The organism is Streptomyces cellostaticus (assembly GCF_023630175.1).
Classification (GTDB): Bacteria; Actinomycetota; Actinomycetes; order Streptomycetales; family Streptomycetaceae; genus Streptomyces; species Streptomyces cellostaticus_A.
The window spans coordinates 86,637-100,740 of record NZ_JALLIN010000006.1 but is presented as its reverse complement, the minus strand read 5'-3'; the positions used below and the strand labels follow the sequence as shown (position 1 = coordinate 100,740).

At 74.5% G+C, this 14,104-nt stretch carries 17 protein-coding genes and 1 riboswitch; of the genes, 5 read left to right on the top strand and 12 right to left on the bottom strand.

Features of this window, described 5'->3' with window-relative positions:
- Positions 1 to 118 precede the first annotated feature (118 nt).
- Positions 119 to 313: a hypothetical protein gene (locus MXD57_RS05590; protein WP_250400159.1), complete on the top strand. Its 195-nt coding sequence runs from the start codon at positions 119 to 121 to the stop codon at positions 311 to 313.
- A gap of 58 nt (positions 314 to 371) precedes the next feature.
- Here MXD57_RS05590 and MXD57_RS05585 read toward each other — a convergent pair whose 3' ends face one another.
- The 5 genes from MXD57_RS05585 to MXD57_RS05565 all read right to left on the bottom strand — a co-directional run bounded on the left by MXD57_RS05585 (position 372) and on the right by MXD57_RS05565 (position 4,525).
- Positions 372 to 1,616, bottom strand: coding sequence for a phosphodiester glycosidase family protein (locus tag MXD57_RS05585; protein WP_250400158.1), 1,245 nt, complete (start codon positions 1,614 to 1,616; stop codon positions 372 to 374).
- Between the two features lie 26 nt (positions 1,617 to 1,642).
- On the bottom strand, positions 1,643 to 2,053 hold the full coding sequence (locus MXD57_RS05580) for a DUF779 domain-containing protein (RefSeq protein ID WP_250400157.1): 411 nt from the start codon (positions 2,051 to 2,053) through the stop codon (positions 1,643 to 1,645).
- Positions 2,054 to 2,428: 375 nt separating this feature from the next.
- On the bottom strand, positions 2,429 to 3,118 hold the full coding sequence (locus MXD57_RS05575) for a type 1 glutamine amidotransferase domain-containing protein (protein WP_250400156.1): 690 nt from the start codon (positions 3,116 to 3,118) through the stop codon (positions 2,429 to 2,431).
- Positions 3,119 to 3,203: 85 nt separating this feature from the next.
- A complete protein-coding gene (locus MXD57_RS05570; RefSeq protein ID WP_250400155.1) occupies positions 3,204 to 3,794 on the bottom strand; it encodes a TetR/AcrR family transcriptional regulator in 591 nt (196 codons plus the stop codon).
- Positions 3,795 to 3,946: 152 nt separating this feature from the next.
- The gene (locus MXD57_RS05565; RefSeq protein WP_250400154.1) at positions 3,947 to 4,525 is read right to left on the bottom strand and encodes a histidine phosphatase family protein; all 579 of its coding nucleotides are present in this window, start codon (positions 4,523 to 4,525) and stop codon (positions 3,947 to 3,949) included.
- A 113-nt stretch (positions 4,526 to 4,638) separates the two neighbouring features.
- A riboswitch (cobalamin riboswitch) is annotated at positions 4,639 to 4,758 on the top strand.
- A 53-nt stretch (positions 4,759 to 4,811) separates the two neighbouring features.
- Between MXD57_RS05565 and MXD57_RS05560 the strand changes: the two genes are divergently transcribed.
- Together MXD57_RS05560 and MXD57_RS05555 are read left to right on the top strand one after the other, a co-directional pair.
- A complete protein-coding gene (locus MXD57_RS05560) occupies positions 4,812 to 5,033 on the top strand; it encodes a CbtB domain-containing protein (RefSeq protein WP_250400153.1) in 222 nt (73 codons plus the stop codon).
- A 25-nt stretch (positions 5,034 to 5,058) separates the two neighbouring features.
- Positions 5,059 to 5,823, top strand: a complete 765-nt coding sequence (locus MXD57_RS05555) for a CbtA family protein (protein WP_250400152.1) — start codon at positions 5,059 to 5,061, stop codon at positions 5,821 to 5,823.
- 102 nt (positions 5,824 to 5,925) lie between these two features.
- Here the strand turns inward: MXD57_RS05555 and MXD57_RS05550 are convergent, their stop codons facing one another.
- The 3 genes from MXD57_RS05550 to MXD57_RS05540 all read right to left on the bottom strand — a co-directional run bounded on the left by MXD57_RS05550 (position 5,926) and on the right by MXD57_RS05540 (position 8,190).
- Positions 5,926 to 7,098: a spore photoproduct lyase family protein gene (locus tag MXD57_RS05550; protein WP_250400151.1), complete on the bottom strand. Its 1,173-nt coding sequence runs from the start codon at positions 7,096 to 7,098 to the stop codon at positions 5,926 to 5,928.
- Between the two features lie 115 nt (positions 7,099 to 7,213).
- A complete protein-coding gene (locus MXD57_RS05545; protein WP_250400150.1) occupies positions 7,214 to 7,720 on the bottom strand; it encodes a TspO/MBR family protein in 507 nt (168 codons plus the stop codon).
- Positions 7,721 to 7,758: 38 nt separating this feature from the next.
- Positions 7,759 to 8,190, bottom strand: a complete 432-nt coding sequence (locus tag MXD57_RS05540; protein ID WP_284505134.1) for an SsgA family sporulation/cell division regulator — start codon at positions 8,188 to 8,190, stop codon at positions 7,759 to 7,761.
- Positions 8,191 to 8,437: 247 nt separating this feature from the next.
- Here MXD57_RS05540 and MXD57_RS05535 point away from each other — a divergent pair, with 247 nt between their 5' ends.
- Positions 8,438 to 9,007: a DUF4383 domain-containing protein gene (locus tag MXD57_RS05535; RefSeq protein WP_250400149.1), complete on the top strand. Its 570-nt coding sequence runs from the start codon at positions 8,438 to 8,440 to the stop codon at positions 9,005 to 9,007.
- Between the two features lie 151 nt (positions 9,008 to 9,158).
- On the opposite strand, the gene MXD57_RS05530 is transcribed toward MXD57_RS05535, so the two are convergent.
- The gene (locus tag MXD57_RS05530; RefSeq protein ID WP_250400148.1) at positions 9,159 to 9,338 is read right to left on the bottom strand and encodes a DUF6480 family protein; all 180 of its coding nucleotides are present in this window, start codon (positions 9,336 to 9,338) and stop codon (positions 9,159 to 9,161) included.
- Between the two features lie 177 nt (positions 9,339 to 9,515).
- Between MXD57_RS05530 and MXD57_RS05525 the strand changes: the two genes are divergently transcribed.
- Positions 9,516 to 10,220, top strand: coding sequence for an SDR family NAD(P)-dependent oxidoreductase (locus tag MXD57_RS05525; RefSeq protein ID WP_250400147.1), 705 nt, complete (start codon positions 9,516 to 9,518; stop codon positions 10,218 to 10,220).
- Between the two features lie 79 nt (positions 10,221 to 10,299).
- Here MXD57_RS05525 and MXD57_RS05520 read toward each other — a convergent pair whose 3' ends face one another.
- The 3 genes from MXD57_RS05520 to MXD57_RS05510 all read right to left on the bottom strand — a co-directional run bounded on the left by MXD57_RS05520 (position 10,300) and on the right by MXD57_RS05510 (position 13,933).
- Positions 10,300 to 11,880, bottom strand: coding sequence for an NAD(P)/FAD-dependent oxidoreductase (locus MXD57_RS05520; RefSeq protein ID WP_250400146.1), 1,581 nt, complete (start codon positions 11,878 to 11,880; stop codon positions 10,300 to 10,302).
- Entirely contained in the window at positions 11,877 to 12,611 is a 735-nt protein-coding gene (locus MXD57_RS05515) for a methyltransferase domain-containing protein (RefSeq protein WP_250400145.1), read from the bottom strand. The genes MXD57_RS05520 and MXD57_RS05515 overlap by 4 nt, the downstream gene beginning before the upstream one ends.
- Positions 12,612 to 12,706: 95 nt before the next feature.
- Positions 12,707 to 13,933: a lycopene cyclase family protein gene (locus tag MXD57_RS05510; protein WP_374114656.1), complete on the bottom strand. Its 1,227-nt coding sequence runs from the start codon at positions 13,931 to 13,933 to the stop codon at positions 12,707 to 12,709.
- Positions 13,934 to 14,104: the final 171 nt, after the last annotated feature.

Here is a 14,104-nt window from a genome sequence, read left to right as displayed (position 1 = left end):
ACACCCGTCCGCCTGACACCACACGATCGGAGGACACGTCAGCCGCCCGGACAAACCCTCCGCTACGCCACACTTACGGCCGAACGCCGCCCAAGGGGCGTGGCGGAGGAGGTTGACGATGGCCATTTCCATCTCTGTGGTGCTGCTGCTCCTGATCCTGGCGGTGGTGTTCATCCGCAACGGCGCGCTGAAGATGTCGCACGCCCTGGTCTGCATGCTGCTCGGGTTCTACCTGGCCAGCACCAGCATGGCGCCCACCATCCACAGCGGGCTCACCGCGACGGCCGGCCTGGTGAGCAGCCTGCGTCCGTGAGCCGGCGGGCCGGTTGCGGGGGGCCCGTTCGCCGGGGCCCCGCGCAACCGGCCCCAGGTCAGCGGGAGAAGACCCCGATGCCGTTCGGCACCGGGCGTTCGGCGCCGCCGCTCGGATGGTTGCGGACCGTCACCCCGCTCGCGCCGGCGACGCGGGTGACCATCTCGCTCGACCCGCCGCCGTCGAGGTTGAACGCGTCCGAGGCGCCCAGGCCGCGCATGGTGGCCGCCTCCTCGGCGATCGTCAGGCCGGTGCGGGAGTCGTCGGCGCCGTTCAGCGCCAGCAGCAGCACCTTCCGTCCGCCGGCCTTGAATCCGGCGGCGGTGCGGACGGCGGGCACGGTGTCGTCGAGCCCGGGCGGCGGGCTGCCGTCGCGGAGCACCGGGTAGCCGCCGATCGCGAACGCGTAGGGGACCTCGGCGGCGGCCGCCACCAGGCCGTGGGTGACGGTCACCCGGTCGCCCACGGACAGCTCGCGCAGCTCCCGCGCCCCCCGCTCGCGGCCCACCAGCACCGTGGTGCCCGACGGGATCCGACCGCTGCCCGGGGCACCGGCGGTGCCGATGACACGACCGCCGCGCACCTTCACCTCGTAGGTGTCCTTGCTGCAGGCCGCGGCCCGGTCGGTGTCCGTGCCACAGACGGCACGCACCCGGGAGGCGGAACCCCACCGGTGGGTGAAGGCGCCCACGGAGTTCTGCGGCAGCGCGTACTGGTTGAGGCCGCCCAGTCGGCGCCTGCCCCGGGCGGTGGTCAGGGAGCCGGTGAGGGTGAGGCGGTCCAGGCGCGCCCGCCGGTCGGTGCCCACCCCGAGAACCTCCCGCGCGGTGGTCCCGGGCGGCAGCGCCGGCCCGAAGCGCTGGCCGGCGGGCACCGCCGCCTTGAGCACCCGGCCGCCGGCGACCGCCGGCCCCACGGCCGCGCCGGTGGCCGGCACGCCCGGGTGCTGGGTCTCGGTGATGTGGAAGAAGTCGCCGTTGACGCCCGCGACGGCGCCGGCCGCGTCGGCCAGCCGGGACACCGTCGCCCGGGCGGCCACCGCCCCGGGGTACAGCAGGTCCATACGGACGCGCGGATTGCCCAGGTCGACGGTGAGCAGATGGGCGTGGGTCCGCCCGGCCGCCGCCGTGATGTCGAACTCCCGGTACGTGACCCCGGGAGCGATTCGCCTGCCGGATCCGCCCGCCGGTACGGCACTGGCCGGCGCCGCCCCCGTCAGGGCCGCGCCGGCCAGTAGGCCCAACGTCGTGAGGACCGTGAGGATCGATCTGCCTGCCGCCGTCCGCCGTCCGTTCCGCGTCATCACGCCCCCTGATGCGTGGTCAACTGTCAATCAGCGCTCGGGGGAAGTGCACCAGACGACGGTGACACGCGGGACGGTTCGGCGTCGACTACGCGAGAACGGGTGAGGAAACGTACCCCCTCGGGTGCCTCCAGGGAGAATCCGCTCCCGCGTCCGGGTACGACGTCCACGATCAGCCTGGTGTGGCTCCAGGCCTCGTACTGGCTCCGCGACATCCAGAAGGTCACGGGCTCCACGACGCCGTCCACGGTCAGCTCGGCCAGCAGCACGTCCGAGCCGCCGGTGCGGAACTCGCCGTCCGGGTAGCACATGGGCGCGCTGCCGTCGCAGCAGCCGCCGGACTGATGGAACATCAGCGGGCCGTGCGCGGCCCGGAGCCTGCGCACCAGTTCCGCGGCCTGCGGGGTGAGTTCGACGCGGGGCAGTTCCTGTTGCATGGTCACCGTCCTGGAACACCGGGAGCTGGGATCCCGTCGAGTCTCACGTGTCCTCGGCGGCGCGTCCAGCATGCGGGGTCCGACCCGGTTCCGTGACCGGCCGTCAGCGAGACCACGGAAAGGGCCACTTGGCGGTGTTCGCCGAGGGCCGGTGCGGGGGAGGCGACGTCCGCGAAGGCGCCGCCGAAGGCGGCCGCCGCGGCGATGCGCGCCGATGCCGGGGGAACCGGTCAGGCGCGGGCGGCACCGGTGGACCGGAGCGTCGGCACCGGTCCCACCAGCGGTGTCACGTCGGGTACGGGCCCGGCCGGGCCGGCCTGCCGGCCGGCCCGGCCGGGCCGATCACGCGCTAGCGGAGCGTGGCGGCGCGGGCGCTCACGCGCCGCCCCCGGTGACCAGAGCGATCAGGGCGTCGGCCGCGGGGGCCGAGGAGGCCGGGTTCTGCCCGGTGATGAGCAGACCGTCCTTCAGGACGTGGGGCTGCCAGTCGTCGGTCTTGGAGTAGACACCTCCGAGACCGGTGAGCTCGTCCTCGACCAGGAAGGGGACGATGTCGGTGAGCTGTACGGCCGCCTCCTCGGTGTTGGCGAAACCGGTGACGTTCCTGCCTCGCACCAGCGGCGCGCCGTCCTCGTCGACGGTGTGCCGCAGCACGCCGGGGGCGTGGCACACCAGTGCGATCGGCTTGCCGGACCTCAGCGTCGTCTCGATCAGCCGGACGGAGACGGTGTCCTCGGCCAGGTCCCAGAGCGGGCCGTGGCCGCCGGGGTAGAAGACCGCGTCGAAGTCGTCGGCGGAGACGGCGTCCAGGCGCACGGTGTTCGCGAGTGCCTCGGTCGCCTCCGGGTCGGCCTCGAAGCGCCGGGTGTCGGCGGTCCGGAAGTCGGCCTCGTTGCTCTTGGGGTCCAGCGGCGGCTGCCCGCCCTTGGGCGAGGCGAGCACGATCTGCGCGCCGGCCTCCTTGAAGCGGTAGTACGGCGCCGCCAGTTCCTCCAGCCAGAACCCGGTCTTGCGGCCGGTGTCGCCCAGCTCGTCGTGCGAGGTGAGAACGATGAGGACCTTCATGACACGCTCCTTGATTAAGTAGACCAGTCTACTATTTGATGGGAAGAGGATCCCGTGGCCGAGGTGGCCACGGGAAGCGGGCTGTCTACAGGTGCAGCAGCCTGCGGGTCGTCGCCTGCGCGGTGTCGAGCGGCGCCAGGCTGCGATGGATCTTGCACATGACGCTCGCGCCGAGCCACATGTCGTACAGGGCCTGCGCGACCTCGTGGGGATCGCCGTCGACCGAGAGCGATCCCTCCGCCAGGCCGTCGGCGATGGTCCGTCCGATGCGGTCCACGATGGCGCTCGTGCCTTCCTTCAGGGCCAGACGCATCGGCTCCGACAGGTCGGCCACCTCGGCGCCCAGTTTCACGGCGAGGCACCTGCCCTGGCACTCCTCGACGCTCTGCGTCTCCCGCCACTGCCGCCAGTAGGCCATGAGCCCCTCGGCGGCCGACTCCCCGGACCGGGCGAGAGTGCCGTCCATGTCCGCGAGGTAGTCCGTGAAGTAGCTCTTCAGGATCGCCTCACCGAAGGCGTCCTTCGAGGCGAAGTAGTGGTAGAAGGACCCCTTCGGTACGCCGGCCTCCGCGAGCACCTCGTTGATGCCGACGCCGGAGTAGCCCTTGTGGGCCATGATCCGCTGGGCGGTGTCGAGGATGATCCGACGGGTGTCTGGTCTGCGCGTGGCCGGCATGCGTGCACCATAGCCCGAAAGTAGACCAGTCGTCTAGTTCGGCTGGTCCGGCATCGGGGTAACCGCGTCCCGTGGTGCGGCCGCGCCCTCTGCCGGGAAGTCCTCGGACCCTGGGCCGGGCGAACGATCGCCCCGGTGCCCCGGTGCACCGCTCAGGCCCGGCCCCTGCCCAGCTCCGTGCCGAGCGCCACGTTCCAGCGCCCTGCCCGCCCGGTGAACCCGGTCGCGGTCAGGGGCGGTACGTCGATCCGCCAGAAGGCGGCCTCCGGGGCGCCGAGCGCCCGCACGGTCACGGCCCGCACGACCTCCGGCTCGACCACCGCCACCGTGCGGCCGGCGGACCGGGCGGCCTCCTCCAGCCAGCTCCCGGCCCGGGCGCACAGCAGGCGCACCGACTCCCCGCCGTGCGGGCTCGCCGCCGGATCGGCCAGCCACCGGGCCAGCGCTTCCGGCTCCCCGGCGCCGACCTCCTCCAGCGTCCGCCCCCGCCAGCGGCCCATGTCCAGTCCGGCCAGGGCGGGTTCGGCATGTGCGTCGAGACCCAGCGCTGCCGCCGTCTCCCGGCAGCGGACCGTGGGGGAGGCGAGGAGGGTGGCGTCCCGCCGCAGCCCGTCCGCGGCCGCCCGGGCGTGCGCGGCGCCCGCCGCGTCCAGTGGGCACCCGTCGTCGAAGCGAGCCTCGCGCAGGGCCGGGTTCATCGCCGGTGAGATCAACATCACTCGGGTGGTCATGAGGTCACCTGCATGGTCAACGGGCCCTTTCGCCACGGGGGTTCCACAGCGTACGGCGGCCGCGGCGCGCGTCCTCCCGCACCTGTGCGCCCTTGGCCGCGCCCGCGCTTCGCGGTACCGTCTCGGCGATATCGACGACGGAATGCGGAAGCCGGTGGGAATCCGGCACGGTCGCGCCACTGTGAGCCCCGTTCGCACCGATCCTGGTGCGGGCCGGGCAAGTCAGACCCGCCCGTCGTCCCGTGCACCACCGAGCAGGGACGCGAGTTCCCCAGGAGGTCCTGCCATGGCGCAGTCCGCCGTTCAGCCCAGCACCACCCCCACCGCCCTCCCCGCCAAGCTGCCGATCGGCGCCATCGTCCCCTGGGCGGCCTTCTTCGGCGTCCTGATGCTGGTCCTGCTGTACTTCGTCGGCGCCGAACAGGGCGCGACGTCCCTGACGTCCGGCGAGAACGTGCACGAGTGGGTGCACGACGCCCGGCATCTGCTCGGCTTCCCCTGCCACTGACCGGGGCGGGGAAACGCACAAGCCCATGAACTCTGCAACGGTCCGTAACCTGTTGGTGCGTGGCATGCTCGCGGGTCTCGCCGCGGGCCTGCTCGCCCTCGTCGTCGCCTACTTCCTCGGTGAGCCGCCTGTCGACTCGGCCATCGCCTACGAAGAGGGGCACTCCCACGAACACGGCGTGGAGGCGGTCTCCCGCACGATGCAGTCGACCGCCGGCCTGTCCACCGGCGTGCTCGTCTACGGCATCGCGTTCGGCGGCATCGCCGCCCTCGCCTACTGCTTCGCGCTGGGCCGCATCGGCCGCTTCGGGCCGCGCGCGAGCGCGCTGCTCCTGGCGGGCGCCGGCCTGGTGGCCGTCTACGTCGTACCGTTCCTGAAGTACCCGGCCAACCCGCCGTCCGTCGGCGAGGCCGACACGATCGGCAGGCGCACGGCGCTGTACTTCCTGATGATGGTCCTGAGCGTGCTGCTGGCGATCGCCACGGTGATCCTCGGCAAGCGGCTCGCCCCGCGGCTGGGCAACTGGAACGCGACGCTGGCCGCCGGGGCGTTCTTCCTGCTGGCCGCCGGGCTCGCCTACGCGTTCCTGCCGGCCGTGGACGAGGTCCCCAAGGACTTCTCCCCGAGTCTGCTGTGGCGGTTCCGCCTGGCTGCGCTTGCCGTCCAGGCGACTCTGTGGACCGCGTTCGGCCTGGTCTTCGGCGTCCTGGCGGAGCGCGTGCTCACCCCCGGGCGCACGGCCGGCGAGCGGCGGGCCGCCGGCCGGGGCGCCCCGGCCGTGCACCACTGAGACATCCGCCGCTCCCGCGTGCGGCACCGCTCCCCCCGGGCCGGTGCCGCACGCGTGCGCCGCGACCCCGCGGCCGTCGTGGAGACGGTCCGCGGGGCCGGTTCAGAAGGCGTACCGGATGCGCAGCCAGGGAGCGTGCGTGGCGACGAGCCCGCGCAGGTCGTCCAGGGCCCTCCCCTTGACCAGGTGGTCGTAGCGCACGTTCAGCGCCCCGTTCTCGGAGCGTTTTCCCTGCTGGACGCCCGGCTGCCAGAGCACGTCCTCGGCGCGTGGATGCCAGCCGAGGTTGACCTCGTGCAGTTCCCGGTTGTGCGTCAGCATGATCACTTCGGCGGCCGCCTGGCGCTTGACCCGGTCCGGGAGCACGTCGTCGAGCTGCCGGAGCAGCTCGGCCCAGGCCTGCCGCCATCCGGGGCGCAGCACCACGGGGGAGAGGTTGAAGTGCACCTCGTACCCCGCGTCCAGGAAGTCGGCCGCGGCGGCGACGCGCTCGGCCACCGGTGACGTCCGGACGTCCAGCAGCCGGGAGTCCTCGCCGGGCATCACCGAGAAGCGGACGCGGGTGCGGCCCCGCGGCTCCAGTGCCAGCAGGTCCGGGTTCACGAACTTGGTGGCGAAGGACGCCTTGGCGGTGGGCCACTGCCGGAACGCGTGCACGAGGTCGGCGGTGTTGTCGCAGATCAGCGCGTCCACGGAGCAGTCGCCGTTCTCGCCGACGTCGTAGACCCACGCCTGGTCGTCGCACTGGTTGGGCTCCGCTTTGGGCCCCTGCCGCGCGATGTGACGCCCCAGGTGGGCGATGATCCGCTCGATGTTGGTGAAGACGGTGACGGGATTGGCGTACCCCTTGCGACGCGGTACGTAGCAGTACACGCAGGCCATCGCGCAGCCGTTGGAGGCGCCGGGGGCGATCCAGTCGGCGGACCGTCCGTTGGGCCGTGCGGTCAGCGTCTTGCGTTCGCCCAGCACCAGCGTCTCGCCCTTCACCCGCACCCAGCGCCCGACGTTGCCCTCGTCGCCGTGCAGCCCGGGAATGCGCCAGTGGGAGTCCACCTCGACGACCCGCGCGCCGGGGTGGCGGGCGAGGACCTGGCGGCCGCGGGGCGAGGCGGCGGCCGCGGGCTCGGTGTAGATCGTCCGTACGGGCAGCAACCGCCGAGCGGCCTCGGAGTCGCGGAACAGCGGGCCGGTGGCCCGGGGCCGTTCCGGCTCGTCCCGGGCGGGGGCCGCGCCGGGAAGGGCGTCGAGCCCGAACAGAGCACCGTCGTCCGGCATGGCGGAGAAGTCCCTCAGGTGTGTTCCGTGTGTTCCGTGTGTTTCGCCGTGTCCGCCGTCCGGCGCGGCGTACGCCCCACCGTAGGCGGCCGCGCGGCCGCCGGCGCCGGGGCCGTCAGCGGTTGAGCCGGACGATGGAGGCGTTCAGGGCCGCCGCGAAGGCGCACCACGCGGCGTAGGGCAGCAGGGCTCCGGCCGCGGCCCGGTCGGTGCGGGCGATCTGCCGGATGAGCTGCGCGTTGGAGATGTTCAGCAGGGCGTTGTCGGCGAGCGCCGCCCCCGGAGCGCGGTGGGCGAAGAAGAGCCGGCTCCATGCCGCGTTCAGCGTGAGGTTCACGGCCAGGTCGCGCACGATCCCGGCCCTGTGGCGCGGATCCGGGGCGCGTCCGAGCGCGCGACCCGCCGAGAAGGCGATCGACGCGTACAACGGGGTCCACACCACGCCGAACGCCCGGGGCGGTGGCTGCCACGACGGTTTGCGCAGCGAGCCGTACCAGGTGCTGTCCGGATCGGTCGCGGTGGCGCCGGCGACCGCGGTGACGGCCACCGCGGCCGCGGCCGCGCCGTACCGCAGCCAGGGCCCGGGCCGCCGGACGCCGCCGCGTTCGCTGATCACCTTCATGTCCTCACGTCTTCCCGGGCGGCGCCCTGTGTCACGGGTCAGTCGCGGCGCAGCAGTTCCGCCAGGATGTCGCCCCAGTGCAGGTGGGAGCTCTCCGTGCCCGCGGGCACCGCGTCGAACGTCTCGGTCAGCCAGTCCTCGAACGGGTCGGCGGGTACGTACAGCACCGCTGCCCCGCCCGGGCCGCGCAGCACGATCCGCAGCGTGGTGGAACCGTGGCAGCGGCAGGGCGGCCAGACACGCACGGAGCCCTCACCGGACGGGGCGCGCAGCCCGGCGTCGAGGAGGTCGCGCGAGAACAGCCAGGGCGCGACGGTCCCGGGGCCGTCGCGGAAGTCCATGCGCACGGCGAACGGATCGGCCGGGTCGTAGCTGAAGCGCACCTCGACCCGGAGGGCCTCGGCGTCGCTGAGGACCAGGTGGATGTCCAGATCGGTGTGCAGAGGCCTGGTCCGGTCGGTGGGGTGCATGTCGCCTCCCGGATGAGCTGGATCGTGGGCTCTGCCCTGCGCGAAGCCCCGCACCCACCCTTCCGGGCGGGAGCCGGGGGTGGATGCGGGCGGCCGGCGGGTATCGCGCGCCGCACGGGGATTCCCGCACCGCCGGGGTGCAACCGATTCGCGCGCGCCGCCGGAAGAGACGGCGACACGGGTGGGCGGGGCCGTCGGGCCCGGCCCACCCCCTGGGGGGCCCGGCACGCATCGGAAAGGATGTGTCATGAGGCTTCGCGACGAATGGCCGGTGGACCACAGGCTGGCGACGGTCTACCGGTACGGCGCCGGACTGTGCGGCGGTGTCCTGCTGCTGTTCGGCTGTCTCGGCTTCGCCGACGAACTCAGCCCCTTCGGCACGGACGGCACCCGTATCGCGGGCATGTCGACGAACGGGCTGCTGAGCCTGATCTCGGTGCTCTTCGGGCTGCTGCTGATCGGCGGCGCCGTGGTCGGAGGAAACTTCGCCTCCACGCTCAACATGGCCGTGGGGACGCTGTTCCTCGTCAGCGGCTTCGTCCACGTCTTCGTGCTCGACCGGAGCGCCAACATCCTCGACTTCGGCATGACGAACGTCGTCTTCACCTTCGTCATGGGCCTGCTCATCCTCACCTTCGGGATGTACGGCCGGGTCACCGGCGGGCTGCCGCACGACAACCCGTACTGGCGCCGCCGCCATCCGAGGGAGGCGGCGAGGGAGTCCCTGGCCGCCCGGCGCCGGGAGCGGACCCGCGCCGCCCTGTCCCCCGCGCCGGACGCCTCGCCCCGGGTCACGGCCACCCGGCCGCACGGCTGAACCCGCGTCCCGGCCCGCGACCGCCCACTACGGCACGACGGCCGCGCGGCACGACAAGGGGCCCGCCGCACGGCGGGGCCCGCGGCACGGCAAGGGCGGCACCACCTCTCGCGGTGCCGCCCCGCCCGGCGGGAGTCCTGTCCCCGACGGCTCACAGATCGATCATCCGCACCACGAAGAACGCGGCGACGAGCAGGCAGCCGATCACGATCAGGGCCATCCAGATCCCGGGATGCTCCCAGATGCCGCCGTCCGGCCGCTCGGGGTGTGCTTCCGCCGTCGACCCCTCGACGGGCGGTGTCTCTCCGGGAGGACGCAGGGGATCGGTCATCGTTTCCACCTCCAGGTCTCGGGCGGCGGGAGCCGTTCACCGCTCCGTGCGCACCCCGGCGGCGCACCGGCTCCCGTCGAACTCTTCCGAGCCGGGCGGACGACCGGATGCGGCGCATGGGCCCCGCCGGGACGCACGGCCCGGTGCACGACAGCTTCGGAACTTCGGAGGCACGACATGGAACTGAACGGAGCACGGGTACTCGTCGCCGGAGCCACCGGTGAGATCGGCTCGGGCCTCGCCCGCGACCTGCACCGGCGTGATGCCCGGGTCGCCGTGGCCGGCCGGGACCGCGCCCGGCTCGCGCGCGTGGCGCGGGAGTGCGGCGCCGCCCCGGCCTTCGGCTTCGACGCCTACCGGCCCGACGGGTGCGCCGCCGCCGTGCGCGCCGCCGCGCGGCTGTGGGGCGGCCTGGACGCGGTCGCGGTCTGCGTCGGCGTCACCGCCTTCGGTGCCGCCGCCGAGGTCGACGACGCCGTGGCCGAGCACCTCCTCAGCGTCAACGCCCTCGCGCCCATGGCCCTGCTGCGGGCCGCCGTCCCGCTCGTCGGCCGGGGCGGGGCGCTGGCCGCCGTCACCGGTGTCGTCGTCGACAGGCCCGTGCCGCGGATGGCCGACTACAGCGCGGCCAAGTCGGCGCTCGCGGCCTGGCTGGACGCGCTGCGCCGGGAACTGCGCGCGGCGGGGGTGCGGGTGGTGGACGTGCGCCTGCCCCATGTCGCGACCGCGTTCGCCGACCGCGCCGTGACCGGCTCCCCGCCCCGGCTGCCCCCGGGCCTGCCGCCGTCCGACGCGATCCGCACGGTGGCCGAGGCGCTGGCCCACAAGGAGGGCGTCGTCAGGCACACCTCGCCGGCACCGGCCGCCGGGGCCGCACGGTGACGCCGCGGCGCGCCGCGAGCGCCTCGGCCGGGCCTCCGCCCCCACCCCGCCGGCCACCCCTGCACCGCCCTCCTTCCTCTCACCCGTCGCCGGCCGCCCGGGCCGCCGCCCGGCGCAGGACGGCGACCCGGCCCTGTTCGGGCACGGTCCACAGCGGGTGCCCGCGCAGGCCCCAGCGCCGCAGCAGCGCATTGGCGGCGAGGAACCCACTGGTGGCGGCCCGCTCCATCAGGGCCACCGGCAGCCCCGTGCGGACCGTGTCGCCCGCGACGACCAGCCCCGGGGTGGGCGTGGTGACCGTGGGCCGGTCCGCGTGACCGCCCACCGGGAACAGGGGGCAGTCGGCCCGCCACTCGTGACGGGCGTCCACCACCCGGGCCCGGGCGGTCTCCGGGTAGAGCCGGTGCAGTTCGCCGAGCAGTTCCTTCTCCGTGGTCTCCCGGCCGGCGTCCCCGGACACCGCGTAGGCGTGCAGCTCCAGCACCGAGCCACCGGTACGGGCCGCCCACCGCGCCGCCTCGCCCTCCCAGCGGCTGAGCACACTGACGTTGTCCAGGGCCCCGAAGCCGCTGGTGCCGAGGAAGCCGGGCCGGTCCGCGCGCACCGGCCGGTCCAGCCACAGGCGGGACACCAGGAAGGGCGGGGCGGTGCGCAGCCGCGCCACACGCTCGCGCCACCCGGCGTCCCCGAGATCGCCGCAGCGGCCCACCAGGGAGCGCAGACCCGCCGGATCCAGGGCGAGCACCACGGCGTCGTACGGCTCCTCGCCGCTCGCGGCGGTCACCGTGCACCCGCCCGACGGCCGGACGGAGACACCCTCCACCGCGGTGTTCGTGAGCACGCGCGCGCGGAGCCGCTCCAGACGCGCCGCGATCGGGTCCCACAGCGCCTGCGGGAACGGCTCCCCGGGCACGTCGAACAGCAGGCCCTCGGCCGAGCCGAGGAAGTAGATGTGGAACATCAGCGCCATCTCCGCCGCCGACAGCTTCCGGGGGTCGGCGAAGAAGCTGCGCGAGAACACCTCGAAGGCCAGGTGCCGCGCCGCCGGCGGGAACCGGATGGCCTCCAGGAAGTCGTACGCGCTGACGTGGTCGAGCCGTTCGTACACCTCGGGCACCCGTACGTCGAGCAGCGGCAGAGCCGCGCGCGGGCGCATCCGGACCAGGTCGCGCAGGGAGAACGACTCGCTCAGCGCCACGAAGCCGAGCGCGCTCAGCGGCGGGGTGCGCGGCACGTGCCGGAAGCTGTCCTGCCGGCCGCTGCCGTGCCGCAGCGGATAGTCGGGCAGCCCGGTCAGGCGGGCCAGGGCCGGATCGGTCCGGCGCAGCAGCGCACGCAGGTTGTAGTACTGCCGGAAGAACGCGTGGAAGCCCCGGCTCATCGTCACCGTCGTACCGTCGGCCAGCCGTGTGGACCATCCGGCCAGCCGGCCGCCGAGCTGCGCGTCGCGCTCGTACACGGTGACCCGCACCCCGCGTTCGGCCAGTGCGGTGGCCGCCGTCAGCCCGGCGATGCCGCCGCCCACGACCGCCACCCGCGGCGCGCTGGACTCCTCGGCACGGTCGGCGCCGGGCGGTGCGGGCAGCAGCCGGGCCAGCCGGTCCCGCCCGGGCCGGGGCGTGCGGACGCCGTGCCCGGAGGGTCGGCTCGGCCCGTTCATCGCCCCGCCTCCCCACCGTCGGCGAACGGGCGGCGGGCGACCACGGTGTGCGTGATGCCGGTCTGCCAGCCGGGCAGCGGCAGCACCCGCACCCGTTCGAACCCCGCCCGCTCCACCCGCCGTGCCAGTTCCCCGGCGGTGTCGAAGGAGACGACACTGCGCCACAGGTGCCGGTAGAGCGGTCCGTCGCCGAGCAGCGTGGCGACGGGCAGGACGAACCCGCCGCACACCGCGGTCCACACCGCGCGGTGCGCCGCCCGCCCGCTCAGCGCGTACTCGTGCACCGCCAGCCGGCCGCCCGGCGCCAGCAGGCGGTACGCGTGGGCGAGGACCGCGTCCGGATCGGCGGTGTTGCGCAGCAGGTACGCCGCGAAGACCGCGTCGAACGGGCCGCGCACCCCGGCCGCCGCCAGCCGTTCCACCGGCGCCTGCACGAAGCGCACCGGCACCGGCCAGTGGCGCCGGGCCGCCCGCCGCAGCATCCCGGCGGACGCGTCGACGGCGGTGATGTCGGCGCCGGGCAGCGCGGCGGCCAGGGCCGCGGTCGAGGCACCGGTGCCGCAGCCGAGGTCCAGCACCCTCGGGACCGGACCGCCGCCGGGCAGTCCGAGGCGCCGGGCCGAGCGCCGCAGGTGGGTGTGGTAACCGGGATTCGCCGCCACGAGCGTGTCGTAGCTCCTGGCGGCGTGGTCGAACGCGGTCGCCAGCTCGGCGTCGCGCAGCACGGGCATGCCATCTCCGTCAGAGGTCGTCGGGTACGGGATCGTCGGTGTCGTGCGAGTCGGGGGGCGGGCGGGCCCTGGTGGCGGGCTCCGGTGGTGGCGGGTCAGGAGACCGGGGCGCTCCGGCGCGGGACGAACGGCAGGGCCAGGGCCGAGCCGAGCATCGCGGGGACGGGCACGTGCAGCCCGATGGACAGGTCCTCCGCGAGGCCCGTGCGCCCGTCCAGGAAACGCAGCAGGCGGGGTGCGGGCACCTGGGTGAACAGGCGGGTGAAGAAGGCCGGTCCGTCCACCCGGCCCCGGTCGAGGGCGTGCAGCAGCACCGCGTCCATGAGCCGGGAGCGGGCCGAGTGGGGACGCGGCGGTACGGGACGGCGCCCGGCGTGCAGGGCGTCGGCCACGGCGCCGGTCTGGCGCTGGACGGCGCTGAACGTGTAGCCGGTCGCGGGACGGGTGGCGCCGGCCGCGGACCCGATGCGGAACACGGACGCCGCGCTCCGCCGGGGGAAGTGCGCGTCCGTCATCGGGATCACACCCTGTTCGAAGTCCAGCACCTCGTGGTCGCCCGCGCCCAGGACACCCGTGACGTAGTGCCGCAGCGCCCGGTCGTACGCGTCCCGGCCCAGCGGGCCGCGGGAGAACTCGGTGTACTCCACCAGCGCCTCCCGGGGGCCGGTCGGCAGCACGTAACCGAAGGACAGCCCGTGCGCGGGCTGCGGGGTGCGGAAGTCCATCAGCTCCACGACAGCGGGATCGAACACCGGTCGGCGGGTGCGCACGAACCAGCCGCGGAAGTGCTGCAGCAACGTGGTGCGGGCCGGTGGCAGCCGCTCGGGCGGCCGTGAGTCGAACACCCAGCGGGCGCGCACCGTCACCCGGCCGCCGTCGGCCCGGCGGGCGTGCACCACCGCGCCACCGGGCGCGGACTCGACCCGTTCGGCGACGGCCTCCACCGTCGTCACCCACGGGCTCGTCCCGAGCACCCGGCCGGCGAGGCCCTCCAGCGCGTCGGAACGCAGCATCTTGTAGCGCAGCGGCTCGATGGCGGCGTCCACCGTCCGCCCGTCACCGGAACGCACCCGCAGCCGCCGCCAGGAGGCCGTCAGCGCCTCCTCGTACGGCCCCGCGCCCGCCTCCCAGAAGCACCAGGTGCGCGGCGCCGCGCGGAACGGCCCAGGCGGCGCCGCCAGCAGCACCGCCGGCACCGCCCGCCCACCCGCGGGCGGACGGGCGAGCCGCAGCGCCAGCGACAGCCCGGCCGCCCCGGCGCCCACAACGGCGACCTCCGACTCCACCTCCACGGCGGCTCCCTCCACGGCGGTTGTCTCCACGGCGGTCTCTGTGCGGACCGGCGGATCCGGCCAGTCTTCCCGCACACCGGTCCCGGCGGATGCAGCGCACAGCGTGTCGGGCGCGTGGGAACCCGGGGCGCCGGCATGTCCACCGAATGGCGCATCCGGCGGGGCGACCCGCGCGGAATGTGTCACGACGACGTACCGGTC

What these genes read in the sequence shown, in the direction of transcription:
- MXD57_RS05590 (WP_250400159.1), top strand. Translation starts at nt 119, where the DNA reads ATGGCCATTTCCATCTCTGTGGTGCTGCTGCTCCTGATCCTGGCGGTG.
- MXD57_RS05585 (WP_250400158.1), bottom strand. Translation starts at nt 1,616, where the DNA reads ATGACGCGGAACGGACGGCGGACGGCGGCAGGCAGATCGATCCTCACG.
- MXD57_RS05580 (WP_250400157.1), bottom strand. Translation starts at nt 2,053, where the DNA reads ATGCAACAGGAACTGCCCCGCGTCGAACTCACCCCGCAGGCCGCGGAA.
- MXD57_RS05575 (WP_250400156.1), bottom strand. Translation starts at nt 3,118, where the DNA reads ATGAAGGTCCTCATCGTTCTCACCTCGCACGACGAGCTGGGCGACACC.
- MXD57_RS05570 (WP_250400155.1), bottom strand. Translation starts at nt 3,794, where the DNA reads ATGCCGGCCACGCGCAGACCAGACACCCGTCGGATCATCCTCGACACC.
- MXD57_RS05565 (WP_250400154.1), bottom strand. Translation starts at nt 4,525, where the DNA reads ATGACCACCCGAGTGATGTTGATCTCACCGGCGATGAACCCGGCCCTG.
- MXD57_RS05560 (WP_250400153.1), top strand. Translation starts at nt 4,812, where the DNA reads ATGGCGCAGTCCGCCGTTCAGCCCAGCACCACCCCCACCGCCCTCCCC.
- MXD57_RS05555 (WP_250400152.1), top strand. Translation starts at nt 5,059, where the DNA reads ATGAACTCTGCAACGGTCCGTAACCTGTTGGTGCGTGGCATGCTCGCG.
- MXD57_RS05550 (WP_250400151.1), bottom strand. Translation starts at nt 7,098, where the DNA reads ATGCCGGACGACGGTGCTCTGTTCGGGCTCGACGCCCTTCCCGGCGCG.
- MXD57_RS05545 (WP_250400150.1), bottom strand. Translation starts at nt 7,720, where the DNA reads ATGAAGGTGATCAGCGAACGCGGCGGCGTCCGGCGGCCCGGGCCCTGG.
- MXD57_RS05540 (WP_284505134.1), bottom strand. Translation starts at nt 8,190, where the DNA reads ATGCACCCCACCGACCGGACCAGGCCTCTGCACACCGATCTGGACATC.
- MXD57_RS05535 (WP_250400149.1), top strand. Translation starts at nt 8,438, where the DNA reads ATGAGGCTTCGCGACGAATGGCCGGTGGACCACAGGCTGGCGACGGTC.
- MXD57_RS05530 (WP_250400148.1), bottom strand. Translation starts at nt 9,338, where the DNA reads ATGACCGATCCCCTGCGTCCTCCCGGAGAGACACCGCCCGTCGAGGGG.
- MXD57_RS05525 (WP_250400147.1), top strand. Translation starts at nt 9,516, where the DNA reads ATGGAACTGAACGGAGCACGGGTACTCGTCGCCGGAGCCACCGGTGAG.
- MXD57_RS05520 (WP_250400146.1), bottom strand. Translation starts at nt 11,880, where the DNA reads ATGAACGGGCCGAGCCGACCCTCCGGGCACGGCGTCCGCACGCCCCGG.
- MXD57_RS05515 (WP_250400145.1), bottom strand. Translation starts at nt 12,611, where the DNA reads ATGCCCGTGCTGCGCGACGCCGAGCTGGCGACCGCGTTCGACCACGCC.